We start from the raw sequence: 16,877 nt of genomic DNA on the forward strand, positions 1-16,877 counted from the left end.
CATGTTGGCAACTTTCCGCGAGCGCCTCGCTTCGCCTGAATTTCGCGCGGAACTCAAAAGCGCGGCTATCACGTTTGTCATCACCAGCCTGCTGTTTGGCGGCTCGCTGCTGGCTCTGGCGCTGGCCTTTCTCGCCCAGCTCCTGTCTATCTACCTTGCCTGGCTTGCCGAGTGGCTGTTTATCCTGTCGCTCGTCCTGGCTGCCCTCGCCGGGTTGTATGTCGTTCCCAAGCTGGCCCGCCGCGTCCGTATGGAGCTGGCCCGCCTGGACATCAGCTATGCTCCGACGCAGGAAACGGCCTTTTTTGTACTGCTGACGGTGGTTGTGGCGCTGTCGGCCTTCAACACCGGCAACAATCTGCTGTACCTGATTTTTGCCATTCTCATCAGCGTCATCGTGGCGTCGGGGATTGTCTCCGAAAGCATGTTGCGTGGGTTGACGGTGGGTTTGCGCTTCCCGGAGCACATCCACGCCGGACAGGCGGCGGTGCTGGAGGTGAGCGTTGCCAATCAGAAATACCTTGTGCCTTCGATGTCGTTGACTGTGGGCGTCCGGCTGTCACAGAAGGCTGGCCCGCGGACGACCGCCCAGGCCGCAGCCAAACGGTGGTGGCCATGGGGCGGCAAGCCACAGAACAAGCCGCAGGACAGGCCCCGGGTGGAAGCCGCAAAACTGGACAACCTTGTTCACTTCGTCATCGTCGGGCCGCGCGCCAGAGTACGCCAGACCATCGAGCACCGGTTTCCGGCGCGTGGTCAGTACAACATCACGGGTTTCACGGTGACGACGAAGTTTCCCTTTGGCTTTCTGCAGAAGACGCGCCGTTTTGCAGCTTCCGGGACGATTGTGGTGTATCCGGCGGTGGATGCAGCGGTTTCCGTCCCAAAGGCGTTGTCGGAGGCGCTGGGGGCGCGGGAGACGAACCGGCGCGGGCTGGGGGCGGACCTCTACGCCATCCGGCAGTACCGCGATGGCGACCGGCGGCGCGACATTGACTGGAAGGCCACGGCGAAAACGCGCCGGCTTATGGTGCGTGACCGTCTGCGCGAGGATGAGCGCCGGGTGACGGTGCGGTTTGACCCGCGTCCGGCGCGTGATTTGAGCGATGCTGAGCTGGCGGCCTTTGAAACCGGCGTGACCCAGGCGGCGTCGCTGCTGAACCGGTTGGTCAAGTCCGGGGTGCTGGTGCGGCTGGTGACACCGGAGGCGGCCACCGAGTTTGGCAACACGCCACGTCACCTGCACGACATGCTGCGGATACTGGCGGTGGTCGAGCCACGGCGGGAAGTCTCCGCGACCGGAAGTGCGCCGAACCTGCCGACGCGGGAGCCAGCGCCGGAGGTGGTGTTTGCGTGGAACGGCCTGCCGGCCGGCGGGCCGGTTCTGGCGCGTATCAGCTTCGATGACCTGCGGCCGGCGGATGATCTGAAACCGGAAAACAAGGTGAAAAAAGAGGCGTAAGGCTACGTCCGGGGGGCAGTCATGATTGTCTGTGTCAACTGTGGACAGGTGAATGAAACGGCTGCCAGCCGGTGTCTGCGCTGCGGGGCTTCGATCTTTGAGTATCCCAGTTACCTGGGTTCGGCTGGGGTTGCGCCGTCCGGTCCGCCGCCAGCTCCGCCCCCGCCGTCAGTGCCACCGCCGAAGCCTGCACCACCGCCACACAAACAGCCGCTGCCGCCGCCATACGGTTCGCCATACGGTGCATCGCAAACGGCGGCTCCTCCGCCAATGCCGTTGCCGCCGCCGGTGTCTCCGCCGTTGGCACATCCGCTGCCGGTTCAGCCCGTGGTGGTGGTTGGCGGTTTTGCGTGTCCTTATTGCCGGACAACCCTGCCGCCGCGCATTACCTATCGCACGTCACCGGCCGGGTGGGTCATTTTCGCCCTGCTGCTGTTGTTGTGCTGGCCGCTGTTTTGGGTTGGTTTTCTGTTTCAGGAAGAGTGTCTCCGGTGCCGCAACTGCGGCCGGCGGCTGGCGTGAGTTGCCGAAAAAACCATTTGCGCCGGTGCAACGCGCTGCGTAATGTCTCGCCGTCATGCTGGCCGGATGCCGATGATCACTGGTTTTGCCGGTGACGCCTGAAGCTTGTGGAGAGGGGACTGCGATGAAGATCATTCGGGAACCGCACGAAATGCAGCAGACGGCGCTGACGTTGCGGGACAAAGCCATTCGCATCGGGCTGGTGCCGACCATGGGGGCTTTCCACGATGGTCATGTTTCCCTGATGCGGCGCGCCAAGCAGGAAAATGACGTGTGCGTGGTGTCGCTTTTCGTCAATCCGCTGCAATTCAACGACCCTTCGGATTTCGAGCGGTATCCGCGCGATGAAGCGGCTGACCTGGAGATTGCCCGCACGGTTGGCGTGGACATTCTGTTCATGCCGAGTGCGGCGGCGATGTATCCGCCCGACGCACAGACCTTTGTGGAGGTGACGCGGGTTTCGCAACCGCTGTGTGGTCGGCATCGTCCCGGACACTTTCGCGGCGTGGCGACGGTCGTGGCGAAGCTGCTGATGATTACGCTGCCGCGCCGGGTCTATTTTGGTCTGAAGGACTATCAGCAGTGCCGCGTGGTGGCGCAGATGGCGCGGGACCTGTACTTTCCGCCGGATTTGGTCTTTTGCCCGACGGTACGGGAAGCCGACGGGCTGGCGATGAGTTCGCGCAACGCCCGGCTTTCGCCGGAAGAGCGGCGCGCGGCCGTGGTGTTGCCCCGGTCGCTGGAGTTGGCGCAGGAACTGTTTGCGGCGGGGGAAACGAATCCGGCGGTGATTCGGGAGCGGGTGCACGGGCAGCTTATGACGGAGCCGCTGGCCGAGGTGGAGTACGTTGAGGTTGTGGATGCTCAGACGCTGGAACCCATCACGGAGATTACCCAACCGGCGCTGGTGGCCATTGCCGCGCACTTTGGCCGGACGCGCCTTATTGACAGCGTAGTGCTGACGCCGCCGCGTCCTGAACCGGAGCCGTCAGCGCCCGACCCGCTGGACATTTCGGACGTGCCTGGCCGCGCCAGGTAGCCATTCATTGGTCATCGCAGGAGAAACATCATGTCAACAAGCCGGTTGCGGTGGATGGGGGTCGTGTGGGCACTGGCGCTGGCGGTTGGGGTGGGCGCGCAGGGTATGGGGCTTCAGGATGCGGACCGCACGGGGGAAGGGCGGCAGGGGACGATTGTCAACAGCCGGACGGGCTATGCCCAGCTCCTGGGGCAGCACAAGCTCCAGTTGCAGTGGATAAGCTGGTTTGAGCCAAAAAAGTCCGGTGATCTCACGGTGACGGACCGGCAGGGGCTGCTGGTGATACAGGGGGCGCAGCGCGACCGTCGGACCGGGGATTTCGTCGAGGTGGATGGCATTGTGACGCGCGTTGAGGACCGGACGTTTGACTTTCGGGGGAGGATCGTCACGCGCGTGAGCCACATCAACGGTGGCGAGCCATGCCTGCGCGAAGGCGATATGACGTTTGCCATCAAGGGGAAGCGGCGTTTCTGGCGGTTGCAGCAGATGGACAACCCGTGTGATGGCGTGACCGATTACGTGGATATTTTCCTGCGCTGATTGCCGGGAGCACGGGCGTCCCGCCCGCATTGGCCCGCATGGGAATGGGGGCATCACCGCGATCCGTGGGTTGAAATCCACGGCTAAAATCAGGCGTCACTACGCGACGATGGAGATTCCAATAAATTCAACCGTCGCTACGCGACGCGGGCCGATGCGGCACGTTTTCCCTGCGCGAGGGGGGCAACCTGGCGGGGTGGTGGCTGCCCGTACGCAACGATGAAGATTTGGGGATGCCCACGGAAATGCGGGGTGGGAATACCTACGGGCCGCGAAGTGGGAACGGGCCGCGAAGTGGGAAACCATGCCGCGTCAGCGGCAACTGAATTTAGCCGTGGGTTTCAACCCACGGATTCGGGGGGGCAACCCACGGATCACGTCGCCCCCAATTGTTTCCCGTCGCGTAGCGACGGATGAATGCCACCGGCAGGGGGCGTCCGATACGTCGCGCAATCCGTGCAGGCGGGACGCCCGCGCGCCCAAGCGCGTCGCGTTAGCGACGATTGAATTTAGCCCGGCGTTTCAACGCCGGGAAAACGGTGTCACATCGCCCCGCGTCGCGTAGCGACGCCTGAAATCCATCGTGGGTTCAAACCCGCGACGGATTTCAACCCCCGAATCGTGTGATGCCCAATGCCCACGCGGGCGGGACGCCCGCGCTCCCAGGGACGCATGCGCTCCCGGCAAGAAAAACATGCACGACACACGCCGGATTCCGCTATGTTTCCCCAGCCGATTTTCCCTACAGTACGCGCTGCGCCCCACACATCCGGGAACAGCGCGCGGACGCAAAACGCTTATGTTCCGCCTGATGCACAAATCCAAAATTCACCGCGCCACGGTGACCGAAGCCAACCTCAACTACACCGGCAGCCTGACCGTTGACCAGGACCTGCTCGATGCCGCCGACATCCTCCCCAACGAAAAAGTCTCTGTCGTCAACATCAACACCGGCGCCCGCTTCGAGACCTACGCCATTTCCGGCCCACGCGGCTCCGGCACCATCTGCCTCAACGGCGCTGCCGCGCGGCTCGGTACGCCCGGCGATCTCGTCATCATCATTTCCTACGGGCTGTTTACCGACGAAGAAGCCCGCCACCTCAAACCCCGCGTCGTCAAGGTGGATGCCCACAACCGCCCGCTGCCCGAAGCGTAGGCGCTCCACAGCACAGGCGCTTCAAAGCATAGGCATTCCATAAGCATCCAGGTCACGCTCCAGCCCGTGCTGCCGGCCCAGCCTTCACCGCTCTTTCAGCGCGTCGTCCACGCCTACAACCAACACCTGCTGCGCCGCGCCTTCCACGCCGTCTGGTGGCGCGGCGTTGACGTGTTCACCGCCGAACCACGCCGGCCGCTGCTCATCTACGCCAACCATCCGGGATGGTGGGACCCCCTGCTGGCCTTCTTTGTCGTCCGCCGTACCGGACGCGACGGCTACATGATGGGCGAAGAAACCACCCTCCGTACCTTCCGGTTTTTCCGCTGGATGGGCGGCTTTTCCGTCAACCGCGCCGATGCCCGCGACGTAGCCCGGTCCATCCGCTATGCCAGTGAACGCCTGGCGGCTCCCTCAACCGCCCTGTGGATTTTCCCCCAGGGCGAAATCGTCCCGCCCGACAAACGCCCCCTGACTTTTCTGCCCGGCGCAGCCCACATCCTGCGCCGGACAACCGCCTGCATCGCCGTTCCGACCGCCATCCGCTACGAGTTCCACGACCAGCCGCGCCCCGAAGTGTTTCTCGATTTCGGTCCCGGTGAACTGATCCGTGGCGCTGAAGTCCACGACATCACCGCGCTGACCTGCCATCTGCAAGCCCGGCTGACCGAACGCATGGATGCCCTGCGCGATGCCGTCTGGGAACGCCGCCCGGAAGGATTTTCCCTGGCGCTGCGCGGGCAACCCTCCATCAGCGACCGCTACGCTGCCGTCGTCGCCCGGCTGACCGGAAAGCGTGCCGCCTGAACAGATGCCGGATGAACAAATCTTTACCCGGCCCACAGGCCGGAAAGCTTGCGCCGGCAACCCATCCGTGCCATACAGAAACCAGCTTCAGAAGCCTGATTTCCGTTGCCAGCAAGGAGCCAAAGCCAATGTCTGAAGGCGTTTTTTCCGTCCGCCGCCCGGTCTGGTGGGCGGCTGCCGTCGGTGGGGTGTTCGTCTCGGCCGCGTTGTTTTCCCCAACGGTACGCGCCGTCGGACAGTCCTTCCTGGACGCTTTCCGCCTGCCGCGTGTCGTCGCCATCGGTCTCGATGACCAGCAGATGACCGCCCTGCGGGAGCGCCTCAACCGGGTACAGTCGAAGTTTGACCTGCCGGCGCTCGTCGCTGAAAACGTCGAAGTCGCAGAGCCGAAGGTCAGGTCCGCGCGGGTGAACTCAGCCAGGGAAGCCGGTCAGGTGGCGGGTATGGCTATCCGTACGCCGGCGTGGTTGCCGGAGGGCGTCACCATGCAGGACATGCGCGCCACGTCCAGCGGCGGCGGCGCGCGCTTCAAGGTGGACGTTGGCTTTGCCAATCAGGTGCTCGACTTCCTCGAACTGCGGGACGCCCTGCTGCCGGCTTCACTCGACGGCCAAACCATTGCTTTCCGGCTGGGCGGGCGCGTGGAAACCAGCTTTGCCCGTGGCGACGAACACCGGTTCGCGCTGGTGCAGGCGCGCCTGCCCGAAGTCAGCCTGCCGGAAGGGACATCGCTGACGCCGTTTGGCTACGCCTACCTGCGGATGCTCGGCATGGATGCCGAAGCCGCCCACCGCGTCGCCGCCACGACCGACTGGCGTTCGACCTTCGTGCTGCCCATCCCGGCCCGCTTCCACGATCTGCAGCAGGTCATCGTGCGCGGGCAGCCGGGCTTTCTGCTGACACCGCACGCCGTTGAAGAAGCGCCACGGCGCAACCGTCGCTGGCAGCCAGCGCGGGCAACAACGCTGGCCTGGACGGAAGGCGACCAGGTGTTCGTCCTGAGCGGCAACCTGACCGAACAGGAAGCTCTCACCATCGCCGGCGCGTTGCAGTAGGGGCCGGAGCCGGTTCCGGGGCTGGCTGTGACCGCCGGAAACTGGGTGATTGAAGCGGAAGGTCTGCGCAAGGTGTTCGGCCGCAAGGTGGCCGTCGCCGACCTTTCGCTGCGCGTGGCTGCCGGCGAGGTGTTCGGGTTTCTCGGCCCGAACGGCGCGGGCAAGACCACGGCCATGAAAATGCTGCTGGGCCTTGTCCATCCGACGGCCGGACGCGGCTTCGTTCTGGGGCATCCCGTCGGCTCGCGGGAAGCGCGCCGGTGGGTGGGTTTCCTGCCCGAACACTTCCGCTTTCACGACTGGATGACCGGCCGCGAGTTGCTCAATTTTCACGGGCAACTGCACGGGCTGCCGGCGACCGCGCGCGCCAAGCGCATCGAGACCCTGCTGGCACAGGTGGATTTGGCCGATGCCGCCGACCGCCCGGTAGGCACCTACAGCAAGGGCATGCAGCAACGGCTGGGACTCGCCCAGGCGCTCATCCATCAGCCCAAACTCGTCTTTCTCGATGAGCCAACGTCCGGGCTTGATCCCATCGGGCGCATTCTCGTGCGCGATCTCATCGTGCGGCTGCGCAGCGAAGGCGTCACGGTTTTTTTCAACTCACACATTCTGGGCGATGTCGAAGCCGTCTGCGACCGCGTTGTGTTTCTCAAACGCGGCCGGGTGGTTCACGAAACCGCGCTGCGGGAGGGGCTCACACCGGAACTGCACCTGCGCCTTGGCGAAGTCCCACCGGAACTCGTCCGGGGACTGGCTGCCTTCGGCCGCGTGCTGCGTACGGCAGAACGTGAAGTCTGGCTGCAACTGGAACAGGAAACCGCCGTGCCGGGCATCGTCCGCTGGCTGGTTGAACGAGGGGCGGCGGTCTATGGCGTACGGGTGCAGCGCCCGTCACTCGAATCCCTGTTTCTGGAAACCATGGGGCCGGAAGAACGCGCCGGCTAGCGGTGGCTTATGTCCATTCAAGTCCATTCGAGTTCGTCGGCGCGGAAAACCGGGCCTTCAACACATGCCCGGCGGTAGTCCGTCGCGCCCTCCTGACCCCTGACGGCAACGACGCATCCGACACAGACGCCAAAGCCACAGGCCATGCGTTCCTCAACCGAAACGTAGGTCAGTACGCAGGCCGCAGCCGTCAGCGCCGCCACCCGCGCCAGCATCGGCCCGGGGCCGCAGGCATAGACGACGAACTTCCCGCTGCGTACTTCATCCGCGTGGTCATGAAGAAACCGCTCGAAGGGTGTGGTGACAAAGCCCCTGACGCCGCGTGAGCCATCATTCGTGGCGACATGAACCGGAATACCCAGCGCGGTGAAATCCTCCAGCCCGATGAGGTCCACGGTGGAGCGTCCGCCGAGAAACAGGCGCGTGGTCACATGTTCCCGTTTGAGCTGTTCGGCCAGCGCAAGCAGCGCCGCACTCCCGACACCGCCGGCAACGAGCAGGGCTTCGCGTCCGCCAACAGCCACGGGGGCAATGTCGAACGGCCGCCCCAGCGGAAGCAGCGCCTGCACGGCATCGCCCGCGTGTACGCGCCGCAACGCCTGTGTGCCGCGCCCGAAGACCTGATAGATGAACTCAACCTGGCTGCCGGCCCCGCTGCGCCGCAGGCGGTAAATCGCCATGGCGCGTCGCCACATGGGGTCAAGTGCACCGGCCGGTTTGAGCATGGCGAACTGTCCCGGCGCAAATGTCAGCGGGGTCTCCGCCGTCAGCGTGAGGTGGCCGTAGCTGCCAAACGTACGGTGTCCGGTGACGGTGAGCCTGATGTCCTGCACGGCAATCCTCCGGTCTGGAAAACCTGTTTTCCGACAAAAACATGCCGCCGCAACGTGGTCAACCGGAACGTTCGGCGCGGGCGGAATTGGTATGGCGGGCTTGCATCCGGGGGCGCTGCAAGGTAGCCATGGGCGTCTCTGAAACAGGTGCTTCACCATGTTGCTTGACCGCCAAACCGTTGACGATCTGCGCGCCCAGGCGGACATCGTGCGCGTGGTTTCCGGCTATGTCACGCTGCGCAAGCGCGGCGCGAACTACCTTGCCTGCTGTCCGTTCCACAGCGAAAAAACGCCCAGCTTCAACGTCCATCCCGGCAAGCAGGTGTTCAAGTGTTTTGGGTGCGGCATCGGCGGTGATGTGTTCACCTTCGTGATGCGCATGGAGAATGTCGGCTTTGCCGAAGCCGTGCGCATCGTGGCCGAAGTGTGCGGCCTGCCGCTGCCGGAAGCCCGTCCGGCCGCCCCGCCGGCACACGGGAAAGGGGCGCATCAGGAAGGGGCGCTGCCGGAAGCGGAAGAACGGGAGCGGCTGCTGCGCCTGCACGAACTGGCCCTGCGGTTTTTCCAGAGCCAGCTTGCCGCCCCGGAACACTATGCCGCCCGCGAGTATCTGGCGCGGCGTGAGGTGGCGTCGTCCACGATTGCCACGCTCGGCCTCGGCTATGCCCCCGACCGCTGGGATGCGCTGCTGAACTTTCTGCGCGGCCACGGCGCAAGCCTGACCGACCTCGAACGCAGCGGTCTGATCACGCCACGGGAAAGTGGCAGCGGTGGCTACGACCGCTTCCGGGGACGGGTCATGTTTCCGATTGCCGATTCGCAGGGGCGCGTCGTGGCCTTTGGGGGACGCACACTGGGCGACGGCGAGCCAAAGTACCTCAACTCGCCGGAAACGCCGCTCTACGTCAAGGGAAAGCACCTGTTCGGGCTGCATCTGGCGAAGGAAGCCATCCGGCGCAGCGGCTTTGCCATTCTGGTGGAAGGCTACATGGACTTTCTGCGCCTGTATCAGGAGGGCGTTCACAACGTCGTGGCGACCCTGGGCACGGCGCTGACGGAGGCGCAGGTGCGCCAGTTGCGGCGGTATCTGGAAACGCCCAAAGTCGTCATCAACTTCGACAGTGACCGCGCCGGACAGGCGGCCACCCGGCGTGGCTTTGAGCTGCTGCTGGAGCAGGGGTTTCGCGTCAACGTGCTCCATCTGCCGGAGGGCAAGGACCCGGATGATTTCGTGCGGGCCCAGGGCGTCCGCACCTACCGCGCCTGCCTCCGACAGTCACAGCCGCTGGTGGAATATCTGGCGGATGCGGCGGGACTGGAGTACGACCTGACGCGCCCGGCCGGGCGGGCCCAGGCCGTCAATGCTGTGCTGCCATACATTGCCAAACTCAACGATCCCATCGAGCGCGCGCTGGCGGCCGAACGGCTGGCTGACCGGCTTCAGTTGGATGTAGGGTTGATTCGTACGGCCCTGGAGCAGTCCGCCCGTGAGCGGCGCACTGAGCTGGCGGTGGAAACCGTCGAGGTGGCGGCCAAGCTGACGCTGGCCGAGCGGCAGGTGCTTCAGGTGTTGCTATCCCATCCGCCGCTGTGCGAACTGGCGTTTGCCGCACTGGATGACGAACTCATCAGCATGCTTTCGGGACGGGTGTTTTTCCGCGCAGTGCGGGAGGTCTATCTGAAAGGCGAGCCGTTTGACTACAGCCCGCTGGCCGCGGCGGTGGCCCGTTGGCAGCGGGCCGAAACCAGCGGAAACGCCCACGGGCAGTTTGATTTCCTTGCGGAAGCCGACCACACGCCAACGCCGCTGGACCGGGAAATGGAAAACCACATGGCCGAACTGCTGCTGGGGGCCGAGCCGCCGGCCGACGACACGGCGCTGGCAAAGTACCGTTCCATTCTGGAAGACGGATTGCTGGTGCTTCAGCAGCGGCGGCTGGAACACCAGAGCGCTGCCATGCACCGGAATGTGCAGAAGGCGGAGGAATCCAATGCCGATGACCGTGCCCTGGCCTACGTCCATGAACGGTTGCAGCTCAAACGGGCGCGTCTGGCGGCGCTGCACCATCGGCAGAAAAAGCCATGACCGGTGAGACGACCCAGCCGCTTGTGACGCAAGTGATAACCGCCGCGCGTGGCCGGGCTTTTCTGTCCTATGACGAACTCAATGCCCTGCTGCCGCCGGGGATGACCGATGTCGCGGTCATCGAGGCGCTGCTGTCCGCGCTGGAGCGGCGTGGCATTCGCGTGGGAGAGGAACATGAACGCCCGTTGCCAGCAGGGGCGGTTCCGCTGGCGGGGGCGGTTCCGCCGGCAGGGGCGGTTCACGGAACCGCCCCTACAGCGCCGGCGTCGCCGACCGCCTTTTTTGAAGACCCGCTGCGCCCGTACCTTCAGGAAATGGGACGGATTGCCACGTTGTCCGCCGAAGATGAAGCCGCACTGGTGGCCGGCATCCGCCGCGCTGAGGCGCGGTTTCGGAAGCAGCTTTCCCGCCTGCCGGCCACAGCGGTCCTGCTTATTGAAAAAGCAGAAGCCCTGGCGCAGGGAGAGAGTGCGGCAGCCCGCTGGTTTGATCTGTCGGGAACGGCAGCCGGGCCGGAGCCGGGCGAAACAGCATCGTCGGAAGCTGCTTCTCTGGAGGCGGCCCTTGACGAGGCTGTGGCGCGTGTACGGCAGGCGCTGGAAGCCGTTCAGGATGAGTGGTCTCTGTTGTCCGCCGTGGCTGATCTGCCGGCATCGGCGGACTGGCAGCGCCGCCGCCTGGCCCGGGCGCGGATTGTCCTGTCGCGGGCCGTGCTGGATGTGCCGCTTTCCCGTACCGGTTACACGTCCCTGCTTGAAGCCCTGGAGGCTGGACGGCGTACCAACGCCGCGTGGCTGCTGACGGCCGCCGAGCCGGAGGGCATCGCGCGCACCCTGGCGCAGGCGCGGCAGATGTTTGACCGGGCGGCGGCAGCGCGGCAGCGGCTGGTGGAAACCAATCTGCGGCTGGTGGTGTCGGTTGCCAAGCACTACACGCACCGGGGACTCGGACTGACAGATTTAATCCAGGAAGGCAATCTCGGACTGCTGCGCGCTGCCGAGCGGTTCAGCGGGCAGCGCCCGGAACGGTTTGCTTCCTACGCGACGTGGTGGATTCGCCGCGCCATGGCGCAGGCGCTCAGTGAGCAGCCGCGCCTGATTCGGTTGCCGGCGGCCGTGCGCGCCGAACTCACGCGGCTGCTCGAAGCCGTGCACCGTCTGACGCTGGAACGGCGCCGTGAGCCAAAACAGGCCGAACTGGCGGAACATCTGGGCATGTCGCTTGAAAAAGTGCAGATGTTGCTCCAGTTGGCGCAGCCGCCGGTCAGCCTTGAAACACCGGTGGGCGATGAAGAAGACCAGAGTCTGGGGGATTTCATTGCCGATGCCCACGCGCCGAATCCGCTGGATGATGCGGCGCGCGTCCGCCTGCGGGAAGACCTCGATGCCGCGCTTCAGTCACTCAATGCCCGTGAGGAAAAGGTACTGCGGATGCGCTTCGGGTTGGGTGCGGATGGCAAAGCCTACACACTCGAAGAAATCGCGCAGTTTTTTGCGCTCCCACGGGAGCGCATCCAGCGCATTGAAGCGGAAGCCCTGCGGAAGCTGCGGCGTCCGGCGCGCAGCCAGCGCCTGCGCCAGTTTCTGGACGACACGGCGCACGATGCGTCGGCCTGACGCCGGGGCCAGGCCACACAATCGGTTGGCGATTGGCCTTTATTTGGCGACGAACTGCCCGTGCAGACCGTAGGGGACAGTATCGCGCAGGTGGAGCCGCGCCAGCGGCCCGCCGGCCACATTCCGGGCGTCAAAAATGGCCAGCCCGCTTGTTCCCCGTCGGGCATCGAACACCATCTGCAGGAGGTAGCCGGCGTTTTCTTCGGTAGCGCCCGGCGTGGGCACGAACACCGGCTCGCCGACGTAGCCGCCGGGGGCGAAGCTGTACGTCTGGGTTTCGCCCGTGTGGGTGTCGTAAGCCATGACGCCTTGCAGCGGCGCATTGCCGGTCGGTGCATCAGCCATGGCCATAAAGGCCCAGCGGTGGGGGAGTCCGACCCGCGCCGGGTGGACACTAGGGAACTCAACCGCGCGTTCCAGCAGGCGTTCCCGGCGGGACGCGCCGGTTTTCAGGTTGATGGTGAAGCGGAAAAGCTGCGAGGCCGCGATCTTTTCAATCTCGACCTGCCGGTACATCGTGCCCGGTTCAAGCGAAGGGAAGGTTTCGTACGCAATGGAATCCACGGTCAGCACATCGTCCACGAGGTGGGCGTTGACGTGGTGGAACACAAAGCAGGCGTCGGTTTCGTAGGTGCACATCCGTCCGCCGTGGCGCGGCAGCAGGTGGACTTTCGTCGGGCGGTCAGGCTGGAAGACGAGGCATTCGGCCGCGCCGCGAAAACCGAACCAGTAGGGCAGGGGATTGACCGTGACCGGGTTCTGGAAAAACACGGCGTAGTCGTCAGTCAGGGCGAAGTCGTGGATGAAGGCAAAGCCGGGGACTTCCCAGCGGTGTTGCGCCGTCACGTTCAGGTCGGCGTCGAGGGTGTAAAGGTTGATGGTTGAGGACAGTCCCGGCTCGATACCGAAGTTGACCATCTCGCCGGTGCGCCGGTCATAGTGGGGATGCGCCGCAAAGTTGGCATTGCCGGCCAGTGCCCCGCCCAGATCGTCTTCGCCGATGGTCTCAAGCGTTTCTGGGTCAAGGGCATAAGGTTTTCCGCCTTCCCACAGCGCCAGCAGCTTCCTGGGCGAGCAGGCCACGTTGGTGTTGGCAATGTTTTTGGCCTGGAGGTCAAAGGCATTGGCCAGCCAGCCGCCCGGCTTTTGTGTGCCGAAGACACCGCGTTGCAGGAAGCGTCCGGCTTTGGATTCAGCGATGAAGCCGGCCGTGCGGACGTACCGGTTGCGAAACCGGACCCGGCCGTCGCCGGTGAAGTCAAAGGCGCAGATCATGCCGTCGCCGTCGAACGGATGCTGGACAGACTGACCACCGCGTTCGAGCAGTCCGGGCCCGTTGCGGTACAGCGTGCCGCAGAGGTCAGCCGGCAGGTTGCCTTCGATGTCGTCAATCCAGTAGTCGCGTTCTTCAGTCAGTGACGTGTAGCCGCGCAGCCAGTCGGCGCGGTTCCAGCGGCGGGTGGTGGGTTGGGGAGCGGGAGCAGCCATGGCACCTTCTTCAGGCGTGGGGTTCGGCCTGGGGGGAAGCCAACGATGCCAGACGTTCCAGTTCCGCTACCGTGCGTTCAAGTTCGTTGGCAAGCGGTTGGCACGGCCCGGCGGCAAAGATTTCGACAAGGCGGCGGTAGTACCACAGCGTTCCTTCCCGGCCGCCTTCAAACCGCGACCACAGGGCTTCGCCGACCGTCCGGTAGTCGGCCAGAATCGTGCGCGCGTTGTGAACCTTGTCGGCCAGCGACACCAGCCGTGCCGTGTCAGGCGTCGTACGCAGGTGGGCGAGGTAGGCTTCCTTGCGCGCGCGCCACGGCGGTTTGGGTATCTGATCGGTGTCGGTACAGTGGTCCACAATGGCTGCCACGTCTTCGCCGAAGCGGTGACGGATTTCCTGCCGTATGGCGTCGCCGCCCTGGTCTTCCACGGCGTCGTGCAGCAGGGCCGCAATGGCCTGGTCTTCCGTGCCGCCGTGTTCGAGGACCAGCGCCGATACCGACAGCAGGTGGCTGATATAAGGGATTTCCGTTCCCTTGCGCTTCTGGTGGCGGTGAAGCTGGTGGGCGAAGACCAGCGCCGCATCGTACCGTTCGCTGAGCATGGTTTGTCTCCCAAGCCAGTGACTGAATCGTTATGCCGCCTGTCCGGTGGGGCCGGTGGAGAGTGCCGCGTGGATGTCTGCCGGCAGGCGTATGATGCGGCCCGCGTGGTTCGTCGGCAAGTGTGTCGTTTCGCCCGTGGCCAGCAGGGTGTCGTCGGTGGCGCGCCGGATGTCGTAACCAAAGACAACCTGCCGCGAGCGCAGCGCCAGCAGGCGGGTGGTGATGTGGATGTCGTCGTCGTAACGGGCCGGCGACAGATAGCGCACCCGCGCTTCCGCCACGACAAGGCGCAGTCCGGCGGCTTCCATCGCGCGGTAGGCATATCCGCAGGCCCGGCAGTAGTCAGTACGTCCGATTTCCATCCAGACCAGATAGTTGGCGTGATAGACCACGCCCATCTGGTCGGTTTCGGCGTACCGGACGCGCAGGCGCGAAATGACACTGGAAGGCAGGGCTGAATCCGTCGCCATGGTTGCGTGGGGGGTCAGTGCCGCGTTGCTTCCGGCAGCGGGGCCGCCGGAGCGGCGACGCGCTGCCGCAGCGCCACAAGCTGTGCCTCGCGGTCGTCGCGGTAAAACAGGTTGAAGGTGTCGAAGGGGATGATCCGCCCGTCAGGGTGAACGATGTGGACACACGACCGCTTCACCGAGCGGATGTCGAGATTGTGGGCGTCCATAAACTGCACGATGAGAATCCGAAAGACGTTCTCGTAGCTCAGCGATGCCGGAACGTTGACCAGCGGCAGGCAGCAGAGGAGTTGTTTGAGGGAAAGCGCCTGCCCGTCCGGGGAGTGGCCCGTGGAAAACGTCCTGAACAGTTGCTCCCGAAACGCCGCCTGGTGCTCGTAGGCGATGGTGTTGTTGCCTTCGCCGGCCAACAACATCTGCGGATCAATGAGTCCGGTCAGCGGGATGATGTCTCCGCCGAGTTTCAGGGCGTAGGCCATGGCCAGACAGTCGGGATGGCAGGGAACGGGCAGGACATCCTGGGGGCGCAGCCACGGGACCTGCCGCAGCAGTTGCTGCCGTACTTCGCCCAGCGTCAGGCGGTCACGCGCCGGGTCGAAGTGTTCGGTCCGTCCGGCGGCCTGTACCGGCTGGAAGGTCACACCGCGCACGCACGGATGCTGAAGGGCAAAGGCGATGATGTCGCCAATTTCGTCGTCGTTGACGCCCTTTTTGAGGGTGACGACAAGGGTTGTGGAGACCTTCAGCCGGTCGAGCCGTTCCAGCGCGCGCTCACGGACGGCGCGCAGGTCCAGTCCGCGCAGGTCACAGAGGGCGGCGGGCCGCAGGGAATCGAACTGAAGGTACACCTCGAAGCCGGGCATGTAGCCGGCCAGCCGTTCGGCAAAGGCTTCGTCCTGGGCGATGCGAATGCCGTTGGTGTTGATCATCAGGTGCTTGATGGGACGGCGGCGGGCGGCATCGAGAATCCCGAAAAATGCCGGGTGCAGCGTCGGTTCGCCGCCGCTGATCTGCACGATGTCCGGCTCGCCTTCATTGCGTACGACACAGTCGAGCATGAACTCAACCTGTTCGAGGCTGCGATGGGTCGGACGATGGGGCCCCGAATCGGCATAGCAAATCGGACAGGTCAGGTTGCAGTGGTCGGTGATCTCGACAATGGTCAGGCAGCCATGCTGCTCGTGATCGGGACAGATGCCGCAGTCATACGGACAGCCATACCGAATGGGTGTGTTGAACTGCCGGACGAGTTGGCCGGGCTTCAAAAACTGCCGTTGCTGCCGGTAAAACGCGGCATCCGTGGAAATGAGCACCCGTTCACGCCCGTGCGTCGGGCAGAACTTGTGCATGAACACCCGCTCGCCTTCGATGACAATCTTGGCCTCGACCTTCTGGAAACATGTCGCGCAGATGGCGTTGGTCAGCTCATAGAACAGGTAGGGGCGGTCAGCCATGGGCCGGGCTTCCTTTCGCCGTGGAGTGGGCCGTTGCGGGGGCGTGGGGGAGCGTTGGTCTCCACTGACGCCACAGGCTGATGGCAGCCGCAACCAAGCCGAGCAAAGCCACAAACTGAATGGCCGTCAGTCCGATGAGGTAAGGGAACGGACGCGGCTTGATGAACTCGATGGCGAAGCGGAAGGCGAAGTAGCCGATGAGAAACTGGCGAAACCGCGCGCCATCCGGTGCGCCGGGCAGCTTCCATGTCCAGAGCAGCCAGCCAAGCCCGGTCAGATAGAGGATTTCATAGAGCTGGGTTGGGTGGCGGCGGAGGCCGTCGCCGAAATCAACGCCCCAGGGCAGGCTGGTGGCGATGCCGCAGGTGCCGTCGGAGAGACCGGTGAGAAAGCACCCGATCCGTCCGATGGCGATGCCCACGATGAGCGGAAAGACGTAGGCATCGCCGGTGGCCTGCGAAACGCCGGCAAAGCGTTTGGCAACTTCGACACCCAGCCAGCCGCCCAGCAGCCCGCCCACGATGGACTTTCCCTGAAGCCAGATGAGCGGGTTGGCGCGGTGCTGCCAGTAGAGCGGGAAGACTTCCAGCCAGGCGACGAGCTTTGACCCAAGGGCCGCGCCGGCCAGGCAGCCGACGAGCGTCCAGACTGCCTGTTCGACCGTCATTCCGCCGGGTTGCCGGCGGCGGGCGCGCAGGTAGAGCCGAAAGCCAACCGTATAGGCCAGAATTTCACAGACCAGATGAATCGGAATGGTGACGCCGGGCAGCCGCAGGTCGTAGGGGAAGCTCATTGCGGA

Annotated in this window: 16 protein-coding genes; 10 read left to right on the forward strand and 6 right to left on the reverse strand. The window is 64.6% G+C overall.

Going from position 1 to position 16,877, the window contains the following annotated elements; genetic code table 11:
- Position 1: 1 nt before the first annotated feature.
- From J8C05_RS00895 to J8C05_RS00930, 8 genes are all read left to right on the forward strand, one after another.
- On the forward strand, positions 2 to 1,462 hold the full coding sequence (locus J8C05_RS00895; protein WP_211422375.1) for a DUF58 domain-containing protein: 1,461 nt from the start codon (positions 2 to 4) through the stop codon (positions 1,460 to 1,462).
- Positions 1,463 to 1,483: 21 nt separating this feature from the next.
- Entirely contained in the window at positions 1,484 to 1,984 is a 501-nt protein-coding gene (locus J8C05_RS15605; protein WP_014098700.1) for an LITAF-like zinc ribbon domain-containing protein, read from the forward strand.
- 124 nt (positions 1,985 to 2,108) lie between these two features.
- Positions 2,109 to 3,023 (forward strand): pantoate--beta-alanine ligase, encoded by a 915-nt coding sequence (gene panC / locus J8C05_RS00905; RefSeq protein ID WP_014098701.1) that lies wholly within the window; start codon positions 2,109 to 2,111, stop codon positions 3,021 to 3,023.
- 30 nt (positions 3,024 to 3,053) lie between these two features.
- Positions 3,054 to 3,563: a hypothetical protein gene (locus J8C05_RS00910; protein WP_211422376.1), complete on the forward strand. Its 510-nt coding sequence runs from the start codon at positions 3,054 to 3,056 to the stop codon at positions 3,561 to 3,563.
- 694 nt (positions 3,564 to 4,257) lie between these two features.
- Positions 4,258 to 4,719, forward strand: coding sequence for an aspartate 1-decarboxylase (gene panD / locus J8C05_RS00915; protein ID WP_459543828.1), 462 nt, complete (start codon positions 4,258 to 4,260; stop codon positions 4,717 to 4,719).
- 66 nt (positions 4,720 to 4,785) lie between these two features.
- A complete protein-coding gene (locus J8C05_RS00920; RefSeq protein WP_211422377.1) occupies positions 4,786 to 5,526 on the forward strand; it encodes a lysophospholipid acyltransferase family protein in 741 nt (246 codons plus the stop codon).
- Positions 5,527 to 5,654: 128 nt separating this feature from the next.
- Positions 5,655 to 6,581 (forward strand): hypothetical protein, encoded by a 927-nt coding sequence (locus J8C05_RS00925; RefSeq protein WP_211422378.1) that lies wholly within the window; start codon positions 5,655 to 5,657, stop codon positions 6,579 to 6,581.
- A 45-nt stretch (positions 6,582 to 6,626) separates the two neighbouring features.
- Complete coding sequence (locus J8C05_RS00930) at positions 6,627 to 7,529, forward strand: ABC transporter ATP-binding protein (RefSeq protein ID WP_246840711.1); 903 nt, start codon at positions 6,627 to 6,629, stop codon at positions 7,527 to 7,529.
- A 17-nt stretch (positions 7,530 to 7,546) separates the two neighbouring features.
- Here J8C05_RS00930 and J8C05_RS00935 read toward each other — a convergent pair whose 3' ends face one another.
- A complete protein-coding gene (locus J8C05_RS00935; RefSeq protein WP_211422380.1) occupies positions 7,547 to 8,362 on the reverse strand; it encodes an iron-sulfur cluster-binding protein in 816 nt (271 codons plus the stop codon).
- A 157-nt stretch (positions 8,363 to 8,519) separates the two neighbouring features.
- Between J8C05_RS00935 and dnaG the strand changes: the two genes are divergently transcribed.
- Positions 8,520 to 10,448 (forward strand): DNA primase, encoded by a 1,929-nt coding sequence (gene dnaG / locus J8C05_RS00940; protein WP_211422381.1) that lies wholly within the window; start codon positions 8,520 to 8,522, stop codon positions 10,446 to 10,448.
- A complete protein-coding gene (locus tag J8C05_RS00945) occupies positions 10,445 to 12,064 on the forward strand; it encodes a sigma-70 family RNA polymerase sigma factor (protein WP_211422382.1) in 1,620 nt (539 codons plus the stop codon). Before dnaG ends, J8C05_RS00945 begins: the two co-directional genes overlap by 4 nt.
- Positions 12,065 to 12,103: 39 nt before the next feature.
- On the opposite strand, the gene J8C05_RS00950 is transcribed toward J8C05_RS00945, so the two are convergent.
- Genes J8C05_RS00950 through J8C05_RS00970 form a run of 5 tightly spaced genes read right to left on the reverse strand, consistent with a single transcriptional unit; the run spans position 12,104 to position 16,871 of the window.
- Entirely contained in the window at positions 12,104 to 13,552 is a 1,449-nt protein-coding gene (locus J8C05_RS00950) for a carotenoid oxygenase family protein (RefSeq protein ID WP_211422383.1), read from the reverse strand.
- A 10-nt stretch (positions 13,553 to 13,562) separates the two neighbouring features.
- Complete coding sequence (locus J8C05_RS00955) at positions 13,563 to 14,156, reverse strand: HD domain-containing protein (protein WP_014098714.1); 594 nt, start codon at positions 14,154 to 14,156, stop codon at positions 13,563 to 13,565.
- A gap of 30 nt (positions 14,157 to 14,186) precedes the next feature.
- Entirely contained in the window at positions 14,187 to 14,627 is a 441-nt protein-coding gene (locus J8C05_RS00960; RefSeq protein ID WP_211422384.1) for an acyl-CoA thioesterase, read from the reverse strand.
- Between the two features lie 14 nt (positions 14,628 to 14,641).
- Positions 14,642 to 16,078 carry a radical SAM protein gene (locus J8C05_RS00965; RefSeq protein WP_014098716.1) on the reverse strand — a complete coding sequence of 479 codons (1,437 nt, stop codon included), beginning with the start codon at positions 16,076 to 16,078 and terminating at the stop codon, positions 14,642 to 14,644.
- Positions 16,071 to 16,871, reverse strand: coding sequence for a prolipoprotein diacylglyceryl transferase (locus J8C05_RS00970; protein WP_211422385.1), 801 nt, complete (start codon positions 16,869 to 16,871; stop codon positions 16,071 to 16,073). Before J8C05_RS00970 ends, J8C05_RS00965 begins: the two co-directional genes overlap by 8 nt.
- Positions 16,872 to 16,877: the final 6 nt, after the last annotated feature.

Source organism: Chloracidobacterium sp. N (assembly GCF_018304765.1).
GTDB classification, from domain to species: Bacteria; Acidobacteriota; Blastocatellia; order Chloracidobacteriales; family Chloracidobacteriaceae; genus Chloracidobacterium; species Chloracidobacterium aggregatum.